The following is a 17,655-nucleotide window of genomic DNA, read 5'->3' as shown; positions in this document are numbered from 1 at the left end:
ATGCCGAACATGAACATGCTGCAGGCCATCAACAATGCCCTGGATACCGCCATGGCCGAGGACGAGCGCGTGCTGTGCTTCGGCGAGGACGTGGGCAGCTTCGGCGGCGTCTTTCGCGCCACCAGCCATCTCCAGGAGAAATACGGGCACGCCCGCTGCTTCAATACTCCGATCGTTGAGCAGGGCATCGTCGGCTTCGCCAATGGCCTGGCCTCCCAGGGCTCGGTGCCGGTGGCGGAGATCCAGTTCGCCGACTACATCTTTCCGGCCTTCGACCAGATCGTCAACGAGACCGCCAAGTTCCGCTATCGCTCGGGCGATCTGTTCAACGTTGGCGGCCTGACCCTTCGCGCGCCCTATGGTGGCGGCATCTCGGGTGGCCATTATCACTCCCAGTCGCCGGAGGCCTACTTCGCGCATACGCCGGGGCTGAAAGTCGTCATCCCGCGCAACCCTTACGAGGCCAAGGGCCTGCTGCTGGCGTCGATCCGCGATCCGGACCCCGTGCTGTTCTTCGAACCCAAGCGACTCTACCGCGCTTCGACCGGCGAGGTGCCCGAGGAGGACTACCAATTGCCACTCGGCGAGGCGGAGGTCACCAAGGAGGGCAGCGATGTCACCCTGGTGGGCTGGGGCGCCCAGATGGAAGTCATCGAGCGCGCCGTGGAGCTTGCCGAGAAGGACGGCATCTCCTGCGAGGTGATCGACCTGCGTACTATCCTGCCCTGGGACGAGGACACCGTGGCCGACTCGGTGCTCAAGACCGGTCGCCTGGTGGTGACCCACGAGGCGCCGCTCACAGGTGGCTTCGCCGGCGAGATCGCCGCCGCCATCCAGGAGCGTTGCTTCCTGTACCTGGAATCGCCCGTCATGCGCGTGACCGGCCTGGATACTCCCTTCCCGCTGACACTGGAGAAGGAATATCTGCCCGATCATCTCAAGATCCACGAAGCCATACGCGCCAGCGTGAACTATTAAGGACGGGAGAAATATCATGACCGAGTTCAAGCTGCCCGATATCGGCGAAGGTATCGTGGAGTGTGAAGTCGTCGAGTGGCGTGTCCAGGAAGGCGATGAGATTGCCGAGGACCAGCCGGTGGTCGAGGTGATGACCGACAAGGCGCTGGTCGAGATCACCGCGCCGGCATCAGGTCGGGTGACCCGGCTGCATGTGGCCAAGGGCGAGACCGCCCGGGTGCATGAACCCTTGTTCGCCTACCAGCCCGAGGGTGAGGCCGACAGCGAGGAAAGCGACCATGGCGTGGCAGAAGCCCCAGTGAGCCGCGAGGAACCCGCCAGCGAGCCGCCATCCGAAGGGCCGGCCCGGGAGTTCATTCTGCCGGATATCGGCGAGGGCATCGTCGAATGCGAAATCGTCGAGTGGCGCATAAAGGAAGGCGATACCATCGCCGAGGACCAGCCGGTGGTCGACGTGATGACCGACAAGGCCATGGTCGAGATCACCGCGCCGGCATCGGGGCGGGTGAGTCGCCTGCATGTGGCCAAGGGCGAAACGGCTCGGGTGCACGCACCGCTGTTCGCCTACATTCCCGATGTCGATGACACGGAGTCCTCGCGGGAACCCGAACAGGAGAGCCGTTCGTCCCAGGCGAAGCATTCCGCCGAGTCGCCCCGCGCCGAAGCGCCGTCCCCGAGCGAGCGTCGAAGCGAGGGCGGTCACGGTCAGGGGCAGGGCGCCTATGGTCGGATACCGGCCAGTCCTGCCGTGCGTCGCCTGCTGCGCGAGAACGACCTGCGCCTGGAGCAGGTGCCCGGTTCCGGCAAGGATGGCCGAGTGCTCAAGGGCGACGTGCTGGCCTACCTGGAGGCGGGAGGCGCTGTCGGCGGCGAGACGGCGGCCACTTCTGCCGGTGCGTCGCTGAGTACCGTTGGAACCCAGACGGCCGAGGCGCGGATCGAGCCGTTACGCGGCGTGCGTGCCGCCATGGCCAAACGGATGGTGGAATCCGCCTCGGCCATTCCGCACTTCCAGTATGGCGAGGAGATCGACGTCACCGAGCTATTGGCCCTGCGCGAGCGGCTCAAGCCGCGTGCCGAGGCCAGCGAGATGCGCCTGACGCTGATGCCCTTCTTCATGAAGGCCCTGGCGTTGGCGGTCGAGGCCTTCCCGATTCTCAACAGTCGGCTCGACGCCGAGGCCGAGGCCGAGGAGATTCACTACCTGCCACATTGCAATATCGGCATGGCGGTGGATGGCAAGGCGGGCCTGATGGTGCCCAACGTCAAGAACGTCGGGCAGCTTTCGTTGCTGGAGATCGCCGGCGAGGTCCAGCGACTGACCGCCGATGCCAGAGACGGCCGTGTGTCTCAGGCGGACCTGCGCGATGGCACCATCAGCATCTCCAACATCGGTGCCCTGGGCGGCACCTATGCCGCGCCGATCATCAATGCCCCAGAGGTGGCCATCGTCGCCATCGGCAAGACCCAGTGGCTGCCGCGCTTCGACGATCAGGGCGAGGTGGTGTCGCGGGCCATCATGACCGCCACCTGGGCTGGCGATCACCGGCTGATCGATGGTGGCACCATCGCGCGGTTCTGCAATGTCTGGAAGGGCTTTCTGGAGGAGCCGGAAACGATGTTGCTCGAGCTGCGCTAGCAGGGATGCCTCTATGGCTGGGGAAGCTTTGTCCATGGAGCGGTCGCTGTCGTTGATGTGCTCTATACCGTATGGTGGTATAGTGTAAAAAAGAGGTGGGCATGATCGGCAGCTTTCGTGACTCATGGCTTGAAACGTTTTTTGTCGATGGTACGGGGCATAAGAAAATTCCCGGAACCATCGAAACGGCGCTCATGCGAAAGCTGGATATCATCGATGCGGCCACGGATATCGGCGATTTGCGGGTCCCGCCAGGCAATCGTCTCGAATACCTGGAAGGAAAACTGGCGGGCAAATGCGCCATTCGCGTGAATCGGCAGTATCGCCTGATTTTCGAATGGAATGGTGAGAAGGCCCACGACCTCTATCTAGATCCCCATACTTACAGGTGAACGTCATGATCCTGACCAACCGCAAGCCGACAACGGTCGGGGAGGTGCTGACTCAGGAGTTTCTTGAGCCTTTGGGTTTGAGTCAGACCAAGCTGGCCGAACGGATGGGAGTGTCGCCTCGTCTGGTGAATGAGCTATGTCGTAACAAGCGGGCCGTGACCGCCGATACTGCGCTGATGCTGGGTCGTGTCTTCGGCAACTCTGCACAATTCTGGTTGAACCTGCAGCAGAAGTCGGATCTCTGGGAAGCGACCCATGATGCGAAGCGGCGCGAACGCATCGAAAAGGCAAAACCATTGGAGGTGGCCTGAAAGGGCCTGCCTTGAAACGCCGATGACCCAGGCGCCCCTGCAGCAGTTCTATATTCCGGAGGACCAGTCGGTCTATCTGCTCAGCCACCACGACGCGCGCAAGCTGCGCGAGTGGGTGGCACTGTGCCAGGCGCAGCTCGAGCAGCTCGGCTACCGGGATATCGAACTGATCGGCAAGGGCGCTTATGGCTTCGTATTCGCCGGCGTCACCGCGCTCGGCGAGGAATACGTCTTCAAGTTCACCCGGGTCAATCTGCCCCAGCGTATCCAGGATCGCCTCGAGGAAGAGGCCTTCATGCTGGAGCAGGTCGCCCATCCGCGCATTCCCCAGTTGATCGTCTTCCAGCGGGTGCGCAACCAGTCGATCCTGGTGATGCAGCGCGCACCGGGCATCAACCTAGAAGAGTTTTCGCTGCGCGAAGGGCGCTTGCCGCCCCGGCTGATCGTGCGCATTGCCGATCAGCTCGCCGGCATCCTGCGGGCGCTGCGCCGCGAGTCCGGGCCGGCGGGGCGCCCGGTGGTGCACGGCGACATCAAGCCGTCCAACCTGGTCTTCGACGAGCAGGCCGAAACGATCGCCCTGATCGACTGGGGCTCCTCGGTGTTCGCCCAGCTCGACGCCAATCAGCAGTTCGTCGCCGCCAACGTCATGGAGCTGATGTCGGACAACCTGCAACAGACCAATGCCCGGCTGGGCGATGTCTATTTCATCGGCGACGAGCAGTTGAACGGCGCCCTGTCGTCGCCGCGCTTCGACGAGCAGGGCGCGGCCGGCACGCTCTACGCACTGGCCTCGGCCCAGTCGTGTCGGTTCGGTCACCGTGCCATCCCCGCCACCTCGCTCGGCCTGCCCCGGGAATTCGCGCGCATGCTCGACGGCATGCTGGACCCGGAGCCTGAGGTGCGCCAACGCGCGGGGGACTATTTCATTCGCGAGATGCCTCGCCTGGCGAGGCTCGTCATGGTCGACCTGCCGGAGCCTGCCGAGACGCCCTTGGTTCCGGTATGGAGCCGCACGTCCGGTCGCGAGATCGACACCGTGGTCTACAGTTCGCGCAAGTCATTCCTGCGTGAGGAGGGCGGCCGTGAGACGCTCAGCGAGGTCAACGACGTCCAGCTCGATCGTTATTACAAGAACTTCATGCAGGGCATGGGGGAGACCGAAAAAGCCTTCCTGGCGGCGGTGAGTCGGCTGGGCAACTATCCGGTGGTGGGCGGGCTGGCGGTCCGCTGGGAGGCCGAGGGTGTCTACATCGACACTTCGCTCAACCTGCACGACCCATCGCTCAAGCCGGCCTTCGTCGCCGCCGTCAACAACATGGTCAGCCTGGCCCGGGCCATTCACCGCCAAGGTATCTTCAAGAGCTGTCTGTTCAATGCCCGCGACACCCTTCACCTGGAGCGAGAGGGGCCGGATCGGCCCTTCGTGATCACGCCGAACATGCGGCTCGAGTACGAGGTCAGTGCCGTGCCCGAGTTGGAGGACCGCTCCCGGCTGCACAGCTACTTCGAGGACGGGCCGGACCCGGACGAATTCCTGGTGCTGCCGGAGGCGATCATCACCTCGCTCGAGGCGCTGAACGAGATTCATCACACCGGTATGATCATCTTCGAGGCGCTGGCCGAACACCTCAAGATCCATAGCCACTACCGCTTGCTCGATCCGTCCCGGGAGGCGGAGTTCCGCCGGCGGCTCGACGACATCCTCGATGCGGTCGGGCTGATCGAAGGACTCGGGGTCTCGGGCTTCATGAAGATGCCCTACAAGGACACGCGCTTCTTTCCCCATGTGGCGCGACAGCCCGAGCGTTTTTATCCCCGCGATCCGCGTGCCGCCCTGGCAGCGATGCCGGCCGCCCACGTCACAAGACACTCATGAACCCGCCGCCATGCACAACGACGCGCTTTGCAATTTCTGGACTTCCACTCTGGGTGAGCGGCCGCCAGCGCGTCCGCGCCTGGCCGAGCACTTGCAGGCCGATGTCGCCATTGTCGGCGCCGGCTTCACCGGGCTCTGGAGCGCCTATTACCTGAAGCGACTGTCTCCCACCCTGAACATCGTCGTGCTGGAAGCCCAGCGTGTCGGCCATGGCGCCTCGGGCCGCAATGGCGGTTGGGTAGTGGGTAATATGGCCGGGCTGGCGCGGCATATCGGTAGCCTGTCGCTGGCCGAGCGGCGCGACTGTTGTGGCGTGGTCGCCGACAACGTCGACGAGCTAGGCGGAGTCTTGGCGCGCGAGGCAATCGATGCAGGCTTCCACAAGGGCGGCGCGATCTACGCAGCGGCCCGCTATCGCGACCAGGTCGCCATCCAGCGCGACTATTTGCAGCACTTGCACGATCTCGGTCACCGCGAGACGGATTGCTACTGGCTGGATGCTGGTCAACTGGCGGAGAAGGCGCGCTTCCGCGACGGCTATGGCGGCATCTACCATCGCCAGGTTGCCACCGTGAACCCGGCCCGGCTGGTCACCGGCCTGGCCGAATGCGTCGAGCGCCTGGGCGTGACGATCCACGAGCACAGCCGCGCCGAGACGCTGGAACGCCACAAGGTGAGTACTGGTGAGGGCAGTGTCGAGGCATCGACGATCGTCTGCGCGACCGAGGGCTACGCCGACAGCTTCCACGACTTCAAACGCCACGTGCTGCCGGTACAGAGCCTGGTGGTGGCTACCGAGCCGCTTTCGGAATCGGTGTGGCAGGAGATCGGCATGGCCGAGCGTCCTGCCTTCGCCGACGCCAGCCGGCTGATCAATTACGGCCACCGCACGGCCGATGGGCGCATCGTGTTCGGCGCGCGTGGCAATTATCGCCTTGGCGCCAAGTCCAAGGCCGACCAGGCGATCGGCGAGGCCGCCATGCGGATGCGGCGCGACCTGCTGGTGGATCTCCTGCCGGCGCTGGAAGGTGTGCGGATCACCCATGGCTGGGGTGGTTCGCTGGGGTTGTCGCGCAATTTCCGCCCGCATGCGATTCTCGACCGCCGCCACGGCCTTGCCACCGCCGGAGGCTATGCCGGCGAAGGCGTGGCCACCTCGCATCTGTTCGGCCGTACCCTGGCGGACATGATCCTCGAGCGCGATACCGAACTGGTGCGCATGCCCTGGGCCTTTGTCGACGCTTCCCACCGGCAACTGATCAAGCGCTGGGAGGTCGAGCCGTTGCGCTGGCTCGCCGCGCAAGCGATCACGTTCAGCTATGCCGGGGAAGAAGCGCTGATGCGGCGTGGCAAGCCGGTGCCGTTGGTCAAGCCGGCACTGCAACGGATGAACGACTACTTCGCCTCGGTCATCGAGTAAGGGATGAGGTTCGCGGGTCGCAGGTCGTGGAACCATGCACTATCGGGCATGTGGTCGCGCCTGCAGTCTGGCAAGATAGTGGGTCAAAGTACGCTCCCGGCGTCGATGGAATAGCGCGCCGGGACGCTCGGTTATCAGCAAGAATCAAGGACGCGGCATGGCCCACCTGTTACGTATCGTGATGATCCACGGTCACCTGGAAGGCGTGGTCGAACTGGATGTCGATGGCCACACCAATATCTGCGGCACCAACGCCTCGGGCAAGACGACCCTGCAGCGCCTGGTACCGGTGTTCTACGGCGAGCTGCCCAACAAGGTCGTGCCGAAGACGCGGATGAAGTTCGATGCCTTCTATCTGCCGCATCGCAACAGCTATCTGATCTACGAATACCGCCGTGAAGCCGGCAATGTCTGCCAGGCCGTGCTCACGCGCAAGAAGGAAGGCGGGCTGGAATATCGCTTCGTCGGTGCGCCGTACCGGCCCGAGGACTATCTGGTGGAAAGCGACGACGGCGTCGTGGCACTGGATTATTCCGATTGGGTAAGCGGGTTGCGGCGTGCCGGCATCAGCGTCTCGTCCAAGCTCGGTGCGACCTCCGAATATCGTTCGGTGATCCAGAACGACTTCACCCAGCAGCAGGGCAACCGTCGCGAGGCCTTGAAGCTTCGCCAGATCGCCGCCCAGTTCAGCCTGGTCAAGCCCGAACGGCGCATTCGCCATATGGAGAAGTTGATCTCGGCGGTGCATGCCAAGGAGGGCAAGATGGATACCCTCAAGACCATGCTGGCGGCGATCTTCGAAGAAGATGGCGTCGAACTGCCGGTGACCCGCATTCGCAATACCAAGGCCCGCGAATGGATCGCCCAGATGCGCCAGTCAATGCGCCTCGAGCCGCTTCAGCGGTCACTGACCCGCCTCGAGGAGGTGGATCGTGATATCGCCGATCTTGAATCGACGCTGTGGCAGCTCAAGCCTCAGCTAGACGCCGACCGTCATCGTGCCGAGCGTGTTCTGGCCGACACCGAAGCCGAGCTCAACACCCAGCAGGAAGCCTTCCAGGCCCGCGAGAGCGACTACGAACAGGCCCGCGACACTCTCAACGACCGCATCAGCGAGCTTGCCAGCGAGCTGGATCGTACTCAGCGCAGCTTGAATGACCTCCAGCAGCAATATGAACAGTACGCCGAGGCCGACATGCCGGCCCTGGAGCGTGACCTGGCCGAACTGCCCCAATGGCGCGGGCAGGTGCAGGAGTTGCAGCAGCATCTGGCCTTGATGCAGGACGCCGCCCAGCAGAACCAGTCGCGCCTGGACGGGCGGCTGCGCGAACTCGCCGACAACCTGTCGCGTCGGAGCGATGAAATCCAAGGGCTCATCGATGAGCTGGGTGACGAGAAGGCAGCGCGCCAGGAACAGCAGTGGGCATCCGAGCGCGAGCTAGATGCCCAGTACCACATGCAGCGCGCCGAGCTGGATGCCTCCTATCAGGAACGGCTCGAGCAAGGCATCGAGCGCCTGGCCGATCTCAAGGCCCAATTGGCCTCCACCGGTCAATCGGCCGAAGAGGCCCAGGAGGCCGAGCTGGCCCAGGCCCGGGTCGATCAGGCGCAGAGCGAGCGCAACGCCGCCGCCGGTCGGCTCGAAGGCCTGCGCCGCGAGCACGAGACTCTGCGTCGCGAGCGCGACACCGCTGAACAGGCGCGCGAACAGGCTCGGCAACAGCTCACCCGTACCGAGCAGCGCTGTCAGGAGCTCCAGCGCCAGCGCGATCCGGCCGAGGGCAGCCTGCGTCACTTCATGCGCTACCACCGTCCCGGCTGGGAGCAGCAGCTGGGTAAGGTCATTGCCCCCGAGCTGCTCGAGCGTCGCGATCTCTCGCCCCAGCTAGCGGATACCGACCACGACGACTTGTTCGGCGTGGCGCTTGATCTTGCTGCCATCGAGCTGCCTGATCACGCTCGTGACGAGGCCAGTCTCAGTGCCGCCATCGAAGCCGCCGAGGTCGAGCAGGCGCGTGCCGAAGCCGACCTCCAGGCCGCCGAGAAGCAATTGAAGGCTTGCCACGAGCGGGTTCAGGGTGCCGAGGAAACACTCGGGCAAGCGCGCATTGCCCTCAAGCGGGCCGACGATGAGGTCGAATATGCCCTGGACGCTCGCCATCAATGCCAGGAGCGACATGCGCGGCAGCAAAAAGAGCGTCGGCGTGCTGCCGAAGAGGCGCTGGAAAGTCAGCAAGCCGCCGACAAGGCCTTGCGTGACGAGAAGCGCGCAGCGCTGAGCACGCTCGACGATACCCACCAGGCGCAACTGCTGGAGTTGAAGGCCGACGGACAGAGCCAACTGGCGAGCTTCGATGCCCGTATCGACCAGCACAAGCAGCAGCTCGAGGACCTCAAGGCCGAACACCGGCGCCAGCGCAAGGAGCTGGAAGCCGCCTTCGATCAGGAACTGCAGGAGCAAGGCGTCGACCCGCAAACGTTGCGCTCCACTCGCCAGCGCATTGCCGATCTGGAACAGCGTATTCGCAGCACCGAGAGCCGGCGCGAAGAGCTCGATGCTTACAGCCGGTTCATGCGCGTCGAATGGGGCGAGCGCAAGCCGCAACTGGTCGACCGGGAAGCGACGCTGACGCGCGACAAGCAGGCTGCCCAGCACGAGCGTGAACAGTGCCGCAGCGATTTCCAGGCCGCCAAGGTCGCGCACCAGGACGCGGTCAAGACGTTGAAGGCCCGGCGCGACGGCGAACGAGAGGTCATCGAGGCCCTCAAGCCCTTGCTGAGTCAGGTCGAGGGGCTGGGCCTGAATGCCGCCAGCCAGCCGCTCAACGAGGCGCCCGGCGACGTGCACGAGCGCATCGAGCGCACTCGCCAGGCGCTGAGCAGCCGCGCTCGTGAACTGGAGTCACTGCGCAAGGGCTGCGAGCAGGTTGAAGGGGATTTGATCAAGGGCGCCAGCCAGGGCTTCGTCGAGACCCTGGACGCCGAACGAGCCAAGCTCGCCAACGACGGCTCGGAGCAGGGCGTCAACCCGCGCCACCAACTGCCGCTGCTGCGTGGCATGCTCCAACTGCTCGAGGATCAGCAGCAGCAATTGATCCAGCAGGGCCGCAACCTCGGTGCGGATCTCGACAAGTTCTTCACCGTCTTTCGCGACCTCAATCGTCGCATCAGCGCCCAGAGTCGTCGGCTCTCCGAGGAGGTCGCCGACGATCTGCGCCTCGACGGCATCGGCAAGGCCGAGGTGCGCATCCAGTCGACCATCGACGAACTGGGCTTCTGGGAACCCCTCAAGCTGTTCGCCCAGCGCTATCACGAGTGGGAAAACTCGTCACAGGAACTGCCCAGCGACGACTACCTGGACGCCCTGGCCGACGTGGTGGACCTGCTGCGCCACGACCAGCAGTACAGTTTCGAGAGCCTGCTGCGTCTCGAACTGCACCTGAACGAGGGTGGTACCGACCTGGTGATCAAGAACGACCGCCAACTGCTCGAGTCATCGAGCCATGGCATGGCGTATCTGATCCTGTGCAAGTTCCTGCTTGCCTTCACGCGCTTGCTGCGCGGGCCATCCGAGATCGCCATCCACTGGCCCATCGACGAGATCGGCACGCTTGCCTATCACAACGTCGAGACCCTGTTCGAGGCTTGCGACAGCAATCGCATCCACATCGTCGGCGCTTTTCCCAACCCGGAATCCGACGTCTTGCTGCTGTTCCATAACCGCTACCTGATCGACCGCGACGCCGAGCAGCCGAACCGGCGTCGGCTGAAGCGCATCGAGCCGCGCCTGAGCCGCCTGGCCGAGCGCCTGCAAGAACGCACGACCGAGGAGGCCCCGGCATGATCGAACACGGACCACTGCTGGAACGCCTGCTGGCCGGCGAGTTCATCTGCGCGGTCAGCGACGACCGAGCCTTTCGTCGCCTCGCAGATGAGGAAGTGCGCGAGCAGATCGACACCTACCTGCGTCCGCTCAATCGCCGGCTGGCCACCAATGATGAAGGCAGCGTCTACTTCCTGGCCTGGCGGCAGCTCAACGACGAGGCTCGCGAGCAACTCTCCCGACAACTGGGCGAGACCCTGCACAGCCTGATGCCGATGCTGGAATGGCTACAGTTGATGCAGGAAGCGCTCGGCCATGATGCCGTGGTGGCGCCCGGTGATGTGCTCAAGCCGGCCGAGCTCAGCGCTCGCTGCGAGGACAACCAGAGCCTGCGCGAGCATCTCGAGCGTCTGGCCGGCGACAGCTTCTTCGGCTCCCAGAGCGAGCAGCTCGACGCCCAGATGAAGCAGGTCTTCAAACGGCTCAAGGAACACGGCTACCTGCTCCAGCCCCACGCCGACCGGCAGGTCTATCTGGTCACCGGCAAGATCGACTACCTCGTCGACCTGGTGCGTTTCATCCGCGACGAGGAAAACCTTCCCGTCGACGACGAGACGCCGACGGCCCAGGAGACCCTGCTGTGAGTGACGAGCATCAACTGGAAAGCCGCTTGCTCGGCACGGGCGTCGAGCGGCTGGCGCTGCTCGGCAAGCACGCCGAGGCCCTGATGCAGGGCTACAGTCGTGACGAGATACCGTTGGAGGCCTTGAGCGACACGGCGTTGCGTCGCTTGCTGGCGGCCCGCATCGTCTGGCGCCCTGACGAGCAGGGCGGCGTGAAACTCGCACCAAGGGTGCGCGAACTGATCGCCGAGATGCTGGCCGACGAAACCCGTCGCCAGGTCAACGCCGACGTCGGCGAAACCCTGGAGCTGCTGCGTACCCTGGTGCAGAGCTACCGCGAAGCCATGAGCCAGGGCGAACACTGGCGGCAGGAGCAACAACTGCTGCGCCTGCGTCAGGCGGTGGACGATCTCAACGGCCGCTTCGCCGACGCCATCGACAGCCTCTGGCAACGTCTCAACAGCGACTTCGGCTTCGTCAGCCGCTTGAACGACAAGATCCGCGAGAACGACCGGGCGCAGAAGCAGATCGTCCGCCTGCTGGATGGCCTGGCGCTGATCGACTTCGATGAACTGATCGAACTGGTCGGCAGCGATGGCGCGCTGCGCAAGCTGCTGATCAGCCAGTTGCAGCGTCAGCTCAGCCAGCACTACACCAGCCTGCGCGAAGTGCAGAGCCGTCTCACCGAACTGATGGCGCGTTTCCGCCAACAGCAATCGCGCAGTCGGCTGGTGAGTGGCATGGCCGCCTTCCTGCGCGAGCACCCCAATTTCGTGCCGGGCAACTACGCGCGTCGCAGCGAGGTGCCGGAGCTGGTCAACCGGGCCACACCCCTGGCCGCCGCCGCCGCGCCGGCCCTGGACCACGAGCCGGACGCCCGGGTGCTGACCGAGCTTGTGCACCAGTTGCCGACGCCGGTGCACAAACCGCAGGAAGTCGCCGCCGCACGTCCCGCGGGGGTGGTGGAGCAGAGCCTGGTGGCGGCTCGCCAGCAGGCGCTCAAGCAGGACGTGGAAAGCTTCTATCTGACAGTGATCGATCACCCCGACTCGGCAGGCATCAGTGCCCTGGCGTATCTGGAAGAAAGTGGCATGGAATGGGGCAAGGAAATCTGGCTCTTCCAGGTGATCGCCGAATACCAGGGCCTGCCGCGCAGCGAACAACGGGCCTTCCGGCTGCATCAAGAGGAGAGCCGCGCCAGCCGTTTCAACGATCTGCGGCTGATTCACGACGTCACCCTGCAACTGGCCACGGCATGAATGAAGCGTTATCACCCAAGACCCATCGCTGGCTCAGCGAAATTCACGACACCTTGCATCGTCAATCTTGTGTCGAGAAGAAGCTCCAGCTCAAGACGATGCAAGAGTTCAGGACATGGTGCAGTGAGCATGAGATTGATCTTGATGCCTACCGCCGAGGCCAAGTCGTGCGCTTTGATCGCATCCTGATTGCCAGGGTTCAGGATCGGCTCGACAGCCTCGGACATCCACCGCTGGGCACCAGCACCAAGGGCAAGACAACCGCCGAGCAGGCCGCGCTGAGCGACCTAGAAGACAAGGGGCGTGGTGAGCGTCCGCGTACCCGTCGTGTGCTGTTGAACACCGCTACGGCGGGCTCCCGTCCGGGAATCGTGTCAGGCGATCGCGAGATTCTCGATGTCGACTGGCGGGACCTGGACCTGTCGGCCTTCGATGTCCTGCTGATGATCGAGAACCTCGACAGCTTCTATGACTTCACATCGCAGATTCCGGAGATGGCCGCGTATCAACGGCCATTGGTGACTTATCGTGGTGACGAGCACTATAGCCGTGGTTTCAGTAAGCTGGCCGAGGCGTGGCGGGCCACCGGCAAGGCGTTTCTAGCCATCGGGGATTTCGATCCCAAGGGTGTCGGGATTATTCTCGGCAGTGGCGCGTCGCAGATGCTGTTGCCGCCGTTGAGTTGGTTACGGGAGCGAGCGACCGTGAATCATGTGCCTGAGAAGCAGGTGTTGTTCCAGCCCAGACTACGCCGCTACCGTGACCAGCTTCCAGCGGGGCACTCACTGAAGGATTATCTGGCGATCCTGCTCGATGAGCAGCGTGGGCTCAAGCAACAGTGGTTCGGTGATGCCTTGGTCAGCGTGGAGATTCCAGCCCGTATCGAGCCAACGACATGAGGAGGGCAACATGCACAGCCTGCTGCTGAACGCCGATATGGGCGAGAGCTTTGGCGCCTGGACCATGGGCATGGATGCCGAGGTCATGGCGCATGTGGACCTGGCCAATGTGGCCTGTGGCTTCCATGCCTCCGATCCGGATGTGATGCGCGAGACGGTGCGCCTGGCCGGGCGTCACGGCGTGACGGTGGGCGCGCATCCCGCCTATCCCGACCTGACGGGCTTCGGGCGACGTTCCATGGCCTGCTCGCCCGCCGAGGTCGAGAACCTCGTGCTCTACCAGATCGGCGCGCTGGCTGGCATGTGCCATGCCGAGGGGCAGCGGCTGGGCTACGTGAAGCCCCATGGCGCCCTCTACAACGACATGATGCGCGACCATGCCATCCTGGCCGCCGTGATGCGCGCCGTGACGGCCTTCGATGCCCGTCTGCCCTTGATGGTGATGGCCACCCGCGACAACGGTGCCGAGCTGGCGCTGGCCGGCGAGCATGGCATCACGCTCTGGCGCGAGGCCTTCGCGGATCGCGCCTACGACGCCCAGGGGCGCCTGGTCTCGCGACGTGAACCAGGCGCGGTGCATCACGAGCGTGACATCATCGTCGACCAGGCCCGGCGAATCGCCCGTGGCGAACCGCTTGTCGCCGCCGATGGCAGCGACCTGGTGCTCGAGGCCGATACCCTTTGCGTGCATGGCGACAATGCCGAGTCCATTGCCGCCATCGCCGCTATTCGCGAGGCTCTGGTGGCCGAAGGCCGGGCGAGGGAGCGTGGGGCGAAAAAAGAGGGTGGGGCGAAAGAAGGCGGACAGCCATGACGAGCATGCTGCCGAGGATCGAGTCCGCCGGCCTGGATGGCTGGATGGTCCGGCTGTTCGACACCATCGACGAGGCCAACATGCCCTGGCTGACTGCCCTGGTGCGGCGCTGTGAGGCGAGCTTCGGTGATGCGCTGGTGGATCTGGTGCCGTCCTACACCACGTTATTGGTGGTGTTCGACCCGCTGGCGATGGCGCCCGATGATGCCCGGCGTCGGCTCACGGCGCTGTTGGCCGACCTGCAACCTGATGAACAGCGCGAGGATGTCGGGCCTCGTGAGTTGCCGACCTGGTACGACCCCTCGGTGGGGCCGGAGCTCGAGCGTTTGGCCGAGCGCGGCGAGATGACGGTCGAAGACGTCATCAAGCGACACAGCCAGATCGAGTACCGCGTTTTCGCACTGGGCTTCGCGCCGGGGTTCGCCTTCATGGGGCGTGTCGATGAGCACATTGCCGGCCCGCGGCTGGAGACGCCGCGCCGCCGGGTGCCCAAGGGCAGCGTGGCCATCGCCGAGCGCCAGACCTCGGCCTACCCGCTGGTGTCGCCGGGCGGCTGGAACCTGATCGGCCGGACCTCGGCAGTCTTGTTCGATCGCCATCGCGAGGGCTTCAGCTTGCTCGCCGTGGGCGATCGAGTGCGTTTCGTGCCCGTCTCGCGTGCCGAGTTCGAGCGGCTGGGCGGTGATACCCAGGGCGTGGAGGCGAGCCAATGAGTGATGTGCAGAGTCTGTTCGAGGTTCGTCGTGCTGGCCCCCTGGCGCTGCTGCAGGATGCCGGGCGTTTCGGCGTGCGGCGCTTGGGCGTCACCCAGGGCGGTCCCGCCGATCCCCATGCCTGGGCCTGGGCCAACCGTCTGGTCGGCAATGCCTGGGGCACCACGGCGCTCGAGGTGACGCTGGGCGGGCTCGAGCTGGAATGCACGGGAGAGGCTTGCATCGCGGTGTGTGGTGCCGACCTTGGAGCGACGCTGGATGGCGAGACCTTGCCGCTCTGGAAGAGCCAGCGTGTCCGGCCTGGGCAGCGGGTGGTGTTCGCCCAGCCGGTGAACGGGCTGCGCGCCTATCTGGCCGTGGTCAGAGGATTCGCCGCCGAGCCGGTCCTTGGCAGTACCGCCTGCGTGCCGCGTGAAGGGCTCGGTGGCCTGGATGGCCTGGGGCGCAAGCTGGAAGAGGGCGATACGCTGAGCGGCAGACGCTCTGGAGCAACGCCGCAGACGGGGCAGCAGGCTCCTGAAGATGTCCGCCCCGACTACGCGGCGATGCCGAGACTGGCGCTGTTGCCGGGTGCCCAGATCGCTGAATTCGAAGGACGCAGTCTTTACCAGGCCTTCAATACGATTTGGCGGGTCGATGATCGAGCCGATCGCATGGGTGTTCGCCTGCGCGGGCCGCAACTGCGTTGCCGGCTCGGCGGCATGATCTCTGAAGGTATCGGGCTCGGCGCGGTGCAGGTACCGCCGGACGGCCAGCCCATCGCGCTGCTCAACGACCGGCAGACCATCGGCGGTTATCCGCGCCTGGGCGCGCTGACGCCGCTCGCCTGCGGGCGGCTGGCGCAATGCCTGCCGGGGCAGGAAGTGTCACTGGTCGCGACCTCACGGGCACGCGCTCATGACGAGTACCGGCGGTTTCTTGCCAGCTTTCGGTAGTACTCCCTTTTATATTCCCAGCCCGCTTTCACGCAACAACTGATCAATGGACAGCTCCGCGCGCTGATGGCGAGGAGCGTCCTCGAACATCAGCTCAGTCTCGAGCGCATCGACGCCGTCGCTCACCAGGCGCTCGATCAATTCGGCCTTGGAGAGTCCGGTACGCTCGGCGAGGCGTTCCAGGCGGGTTTCGAGTCCTTGGGAAAAACGCAGAAAGTGCGGCATGGTGCAGTCTCCTGGCGCAATGATGCCCAGTATGCGCCGACTTTGTGACAAGACGTTGACGGCCACTGGAGTACATGCAGGGCATGATGACGTCAGGATTGTTAGGCGGCTGCCTCGCTCATAAGACTCTCGTAAGGAATGTTGAGCCCATCGTGGAGCCGCCTGATCATACGCAAGCTGAGCTTGCGCTTGCGGTTGAGCACCTCGGAAACACGGCCACTCGGGCCAATGTAGGGTTCCAGGTCGCGGGGCGTAAGGCCCTGTTGCTCCATACGAAACTTGATGGCTTCGATGGGATCTGATGGCCCGATAGGGTAGCGCTCATCCTCGTACTTCTCGATCAGGATGGACAACACTTCCAGCTCATCGGCTGCGGCAGTGCTATCTTCCGCGGCCCAGAGTTCTTCCATACGGGCAAAAGCTCGCTCAAGATCAGCATCGGTGTGGATAGGCTGGATGTTCATCATATGGTCTCCGCATCAACCTGGTCATACTGAGCATGAGTGCCCACGAAACGTACCCAAGCGATTTGTTGGGTATACCGTATCGCGACAATAACCCGGTACTTGTTGCCGCCGATGTTGAAGACGACTCGGCCGCTCTTGAGGATGCTGGCAGTGCGAATGTCTGCCTTTAGTTCTTGCGGAGTCGCCAATGAGGCCTTCAGCATCATGTTGTGCCACTCCGTGAGAGGCCTTTCGGCATCGCCGTAGCCCTTCTCCCAGAATTCCCGCAGCGTCCGTTTTGCGATGACTCTCATGAGTTCTCCCATTTCGGGAGAACTATAGATACTCCCGTTTTGGGAGTCAAGCGTTGGAGGGAAGCGTACTTCCCGCCTCTATCTGGGGCGTCGAGCACAGCAATAAATCGGGTTTTTTCAAGCCAGCCCGCGGCGCTCCATCACTTCCAGGATGATCGGTACCGGGGTCATCAGGTGTTCGCGCATCATCCGGCAGACCGTGTCGGTATCGCGTGCCAGGATGACCTCAACCAGGGCGGTATGCTCCTGGCGCTTGCGCTCGAGGGCCTCGTCGGAGAAGACCGTCTCGCATAGCCACAGGTGACGATAGCGTTCGACCTGATTGAAGAGGCTCTCGCGGACCTGCAACAGGTGCGGTGAGTTGCAGCCGGCGGCGATGGCCGTATGGAACGCCTTGTGCCGGGTATCCCAGACATCGAGCATTTCGTCGGGGCTGTTCACCTCCATGACCTTGGCCAGGGTGTGCGCCTTGGCGAGAATGTCGGCTTCCCAGGTATCGTCACCGCGCTGGATGGCGAGCTCGAGCACCAGCCCCTCTAGCTGCGCCCGGGCATCGTAAAGATCGGCGAGTTCCTCCCGCGACATGGAGGCGACCCGATAACCACGTTGGCTGATGGCCACCACCAGACGCTCGGCGACCAGTTGCGACAACGCCTCGCGCAAGGGGCCGACACCCAGTTCGTAACGCTCCTTGAGCCGACTCATCAGCAGCTTCTCCCCAGGCTGGAAGATACCGCGAATGATGTCGTGCTTGAGGCCGCGATAGGCGCCGATACCGAGGTTCTGTTTCGGAGTGCTGTCCATCGTCCTGCCGTTTCATGAAGATAGACAGCCATGATACGCGAACAAGCTCAGGCGGGAAGGTGGGGAGGAGGAGAGCGCCGCTTGGCGGCTAGAAGAGAGAAGAAGGAAGAGGGAAGAGGGAAGAGGGAAGAGGGAAGAGGGAAGAGGGAAGAGGGAAGAGGGAAGAGGGAAGAGGGAAGAG

At 64.0% G+C, this 17,655-nt stretch carries 17 protein-coding genes; 13 read left to right on the top strand and 4 right to left on the bottom strand.

The genetic code is table 11. From position 1 onward, the window contains the following. From FZZ93_RS16955 to FZZ93_RS16895, 13 genes are all read left to right on the top strand, one after another. Positions 1–978, top strand: coding sequence for an alpha-ketoacid dehydrogenase subunit beta (locus tag FZZ93_RS16955; protein WP_149323479.1), 978 nt, complete (start codon positions 1–3; stop codon positions 976–978). A gap of 16 nt (positions 979–994) precedes the next feature. Then, positions 995–2,617: a dihydrolipoyllysine-residue acetyltransferase gene (locus FZZ93_RS16950; RefSeq protein WP_149323478.1), complete on the top strand. Its 1,623-nt coding sequence runs from the start codon at positions 995–997 to the stop codon at positions 2,615–2,617. 101 nt (positions 2,618–2,718) lie between these two features. Beyond that, complete coding sequence (locus FZZ93_RS16945) at positions 2,719–3,009, top strand: type II toxin-antitoxin system RelE/ParE family toxin (protein WP_149323477.1); 291 nt, start codon at positions 2,719–2,721, stop codon at positions 3,007–3,009. 5 nt (positions 3,010–3,014) lie between these two features. Beyond that, on the top strand, positions 3,015–3,320 hold the full coding sequence (locus tag FZZ93_RS16940) for a HigA family addiction module antitoxin (protein ID WP_013332129.1): 306 nt from the start codon (positions 3,015–3,017) through the stop codon (positions 3,318–3,320). Between the two features lie 22 nt (positions 3,321–3,342). Continuing rightward, positions 3,343–5,199, top strand: a complete 1,857-nt coding sequence (locus FZZ93_RS16935; RefSeq protein WP_149323476.1) for a protein kinase domain-containing protein — start codon at positions 3,343–3,345, stop codon at positions 5,197–5,199. Between the two features lie 10 nt (positions 5,200–5,209). Further along, positions 5,210–6,619: an NAD(P)/FAD-dependent oxidoreductase gene (locus FZZ93_RS16930; RefSeq protein ID WP_149323475.1), complete on the top strand. Its 1,410-nt coding sequence runs from the start codon at positions 5,210–5,212 to the stop codon at positions 6,617–6,619. A 157-nt stretch (positions 6,620–6,776) separates the two neighbouring features. After that, positions 6,777–10,463 carry an ATP-binding protein gene (locus FZZ93_RS16925; protein ID WP_149323474.1) on the top strand — a complete coding sequence of 1,229 codons (3,687 nt, stop codon included), beginning with the start codon at positions 6,777–6,779 and terminating at the stop codon, positions 10,461–10,463. Then, a complete protein-coding gene (locus tag FZZ93_RS16920; RefSeq protein ID WP_149323473.1) occupies positions 10,460–11,086 on the top strand; it encodes a condensin complex protein MksE in 627 nt (208 codons plus the stop codon). Before FZZ93_RS16925 ends, FZZ93_RS16920 begins: the two co-directional genes overlap by 4 nt. Further along, positions 11,083–12,324 carry a hypothetical protein gene (locus FZZ93_RS16915; RefSeq protein WP_149323472.1) on the top strand — a complete coding sequence of 414 codons (1,242 nt, stop codon included), beginning with the start codon at positions 11,083–11,085 and terminating at the stop codon, positions 12,322–12,324. The genes FZZ93_RS16920 and FZZ93_RS16915 overlap by 4 nt, the downstream gene beginning before the upstream one ends. Continuing rightward, positions 12,321–13,223: a DUF7281 domain-containing protein gene (locus FZZ93_RS16910; RefSeq protein ID WP_149323471.1), complete on the top strand. Its 903-nt coding sequence runs from the start codon at positions 12,321–12,323 to the stop codon at positions 13,221–13,223. Before FZZ93_RS16915 ends, FZZ93_RS16910 begins: the two co-directional genes overlap by 4 nt. 10 nt (positions 13,224–13,233) lie before the next feature. Then, the gene (locus tag FZZ93_RS16905; RefSeq protein ID WP_149323470.1) at positions 13,234–14,037 is read left to right on the top strand and encodes a 5-oxoprolinase subunit PxpA; all 804 of its coding nucleotides are present in this window, start codon (positions 13,234–13,236) and stop codon (positions 14,035–14,037) included. Continuing rightward, positions 14,034–14,750 (top strand): 5-oxoprolinase subunit B family protein, encoded by a 717-nt coding sequence (locus FZZ93_RS16900; protein ID WP_223111803.1) that lies wholly within the window; start codon positions 14,034–14,036, stop codon positions 14,748–14,750. Before FZZ93_RS16905 ends, FZZ93_RS16900 begins: the two co-directional genes overlap by 4 nt. After that, positions 14,747–15,685, top strand: a complete 939-nt coding sequence (locus FZZ93_RS16895; RefSeq protein ID WP_149323469.1) for a 5-oxoprolinase subunit C family protein — start codon at positions 14,747–14,749, stop codon at positions 15,683–15,685. The genes FZZ93_RS16900 and FZZ93_RS16895 overlap by 4 nt, the downstream gene beginning before the upstream one ends. Before the next feature lie 9 nt (positions 15,686–15,694). Here the strand turns inward: FZZ93_RS16895 and FZZ93_RS16890 are convergent, their stop codons facing one another. The 4 genes from FZZ93_RS16890 to csiR all read right to left on the bottom strand — a co-directional run bounded on the left by FZZ93_RS16890 (position 15,695) and on the right by csiR (position 17,474). Next, positions 15,695–15,910, bottom strand: coding sequence for a ribbon-helix-helix protein, CopG family (locus FZZ93_RS16890; RefSeq protein WP_149323468.1), 216 nt, complete (start codon positions 15,908–15,910; stop codon positions 15,695–15,697). Positions 15,911–16,011: 101 nt separating this feature from the next. Next, positions 16,012–16,377, bottom strand: a complete 366-nt coding sequence (locus tag FZZ93_RS16885; RefSeq protein ID WP_407650226.1) for a helix-turn-helix domain-containing protein — start codon at positions 16,375–16,377, stop codon at positions 16,012–16,014. Further along, on the bottom strand, positions 16,374–16,670 hold the full coding sequence (locus FZZ93_RS16880; protein WP_149323467.1) for a type II toxin-antitoxin system HigB family toxin: 297 nt from the start codon (positions 16,668–16,670) through the stop codon (positions 16,374–16,376). Before FZZ93_RS16880 ends, FZZ93_RS16885 begins: the two co-directional genes overlap by 4 nt. A gap of 117 nt (positions 16,671–16,787) precedes the next feature. Continuing rightward, positions 16,788–17,474 carry a DNA-binding transcriptional regulator CsiR gene (gene csiR / locus FZZ93_RS16875; protein ID WP_149323466.1) on the bottom strand — a complete coding sequence of 229 codons (687 nt, stop codon included), beginning with the start codon at positions 17,472–17,474 and terminating at the stop codon, positions 16,788–16,790. Positions 17,475–17,655: the final 181 nt, after the last annotated feature.

It is taken from the genome of Halomonas eurihalina, from assembly GCF_008274785.1.
In the GTDB taxonomy this organism is placed as follows: Bacteria; Pseudomonadota; Gammaproteobacteria; order Pseudomonadales; family Halomonadaceae; genus Halomonas; species Halomonas eurihalina.
This window is presented reverse-complemented; position numbering and strand designations above follow the sequence as displayed.

What these genes read in the sequence shown, in the direction of transcription:
- FZZ93_RS16900 (WP_223111803.1), top strand. Translation starts at nt 14,034, where the DNA reads ATGACGAGCATGCTGCCGAGGATCGAGTCCGCCGGCCTGGATGGCTGG.
- FZZ93_RS16955 (WP_149323479.1), top strand. Translation starts at nt 1, where the DNA reads ATGCCGAACATGAACATGCTGCAGGCCATCAACAATGCCCTGGATACC.
- FZZ93_RS16940 (WP_013332129.1), top strand. Translation starts at nt 3,015, where the DNA reads ATGATCCTGACCAACCGCAAGCCGACAACGGTCGGGGAGGTGCTGACT.
- FZZ93_RS16910 (WP_149323471.1), top strand. Translation starts at nt 12,321, where the DNA reads ATGAATGAAGCGTTATCACCCAAGACCCATCGCTGGCTCAGCGAAATT.
- FZZ93_RS16950 (WP_149323478.1), top strand. Translation starts at nt 995, where the DNA reads ATGACCGAGTTCAAGCTGCCCGATATCGGCGAAGGTATCGTGGAGTGT.
- FZZ93_RS16880 (WP_149323467.1), bottom strand. Translation starts at nt 16,670, where the DNA reads ATGAGAGTCATCGCAAAACGGACGCTGCGGGAATTCTGGGAGAAGGGC.
- FZZ93_RS16920 (WP_149323473.1), top strand. Translation starts at nt 10,460, where the DNA reads ATGATCGAACACGGACCACTGCTGGAACGCCTGCTGGCCGGCGAGTTC.
- FZZ93_RS16945 (WP_149323477.1), top strand. Translation starts at nt 2,719, where the DNA reads ATGATCGGCAGCTTTCGTGACTCATGGCTTGAAACGTTTTTTGTCGAT.
- FZZ93_RS16930 (WP_149323475.1), top strand. Translation starts at nt 5,210, where the DNA reads ATGCACAACGACGCGCTTTGCAATTTCTGGACTTCCACTCTGGGTGAG.
- FZZ93_RS16925 (WP_149323474.1), top strand. Translation starts at nt 6,777, where the DNA reads ATGGCCCACCTGTTACGTATCGTGATGATCCACGGTCACCTGGAAGGC.
- FZZ93_RS16905 (WP_149323470.1), top strand. Translation starts at nt 13,234, where the DNA reads ATGCACAGCCTGCTGCTGAACGCCGATATGGGCGAGAGCTTTGGCGCC.
- FZZ93_RS16895 (WP_149323469.1), top strand. Translation starts at nt 14,747, where the DNA reads ATGAGTGATGTGCAGAGTCTGTTCGAGGTTCGTCGTGCTGGCCCCCTG.
- FZZ93_RS16935 (WP_149323476.1), top strand. Translation starts at nt 3,343, where the DNA reads ATGACCCAGGCGCCCCTGCAGCAGTTCTATATTCCGGAGGACCAGTCG.
- csiR (WP_149323466.1), bottom strand. Translation starts at nt 17,474, where the DNA reads ATGGACAGCACTCCGAAACAGAACCTCGGTATCGGCGCCTATCGCGGC.
- FZZ93_RS16885 (WP_407650226.1), bottom strand. Translation starts at nt 16,377, where the DNA reads ATGATGAACATCCAGCCTATCCACACCGATGCTGATCTTGAGCGAGCT.
- FZZ93_RS16890 (WP_149323468.1), bottom strand. Translation starts at nt 15,910, where the DNA reads ATGCCGCACTTTCTGCGTTTTTCCCAAGGACTCGAAACCCGCCTGGAA.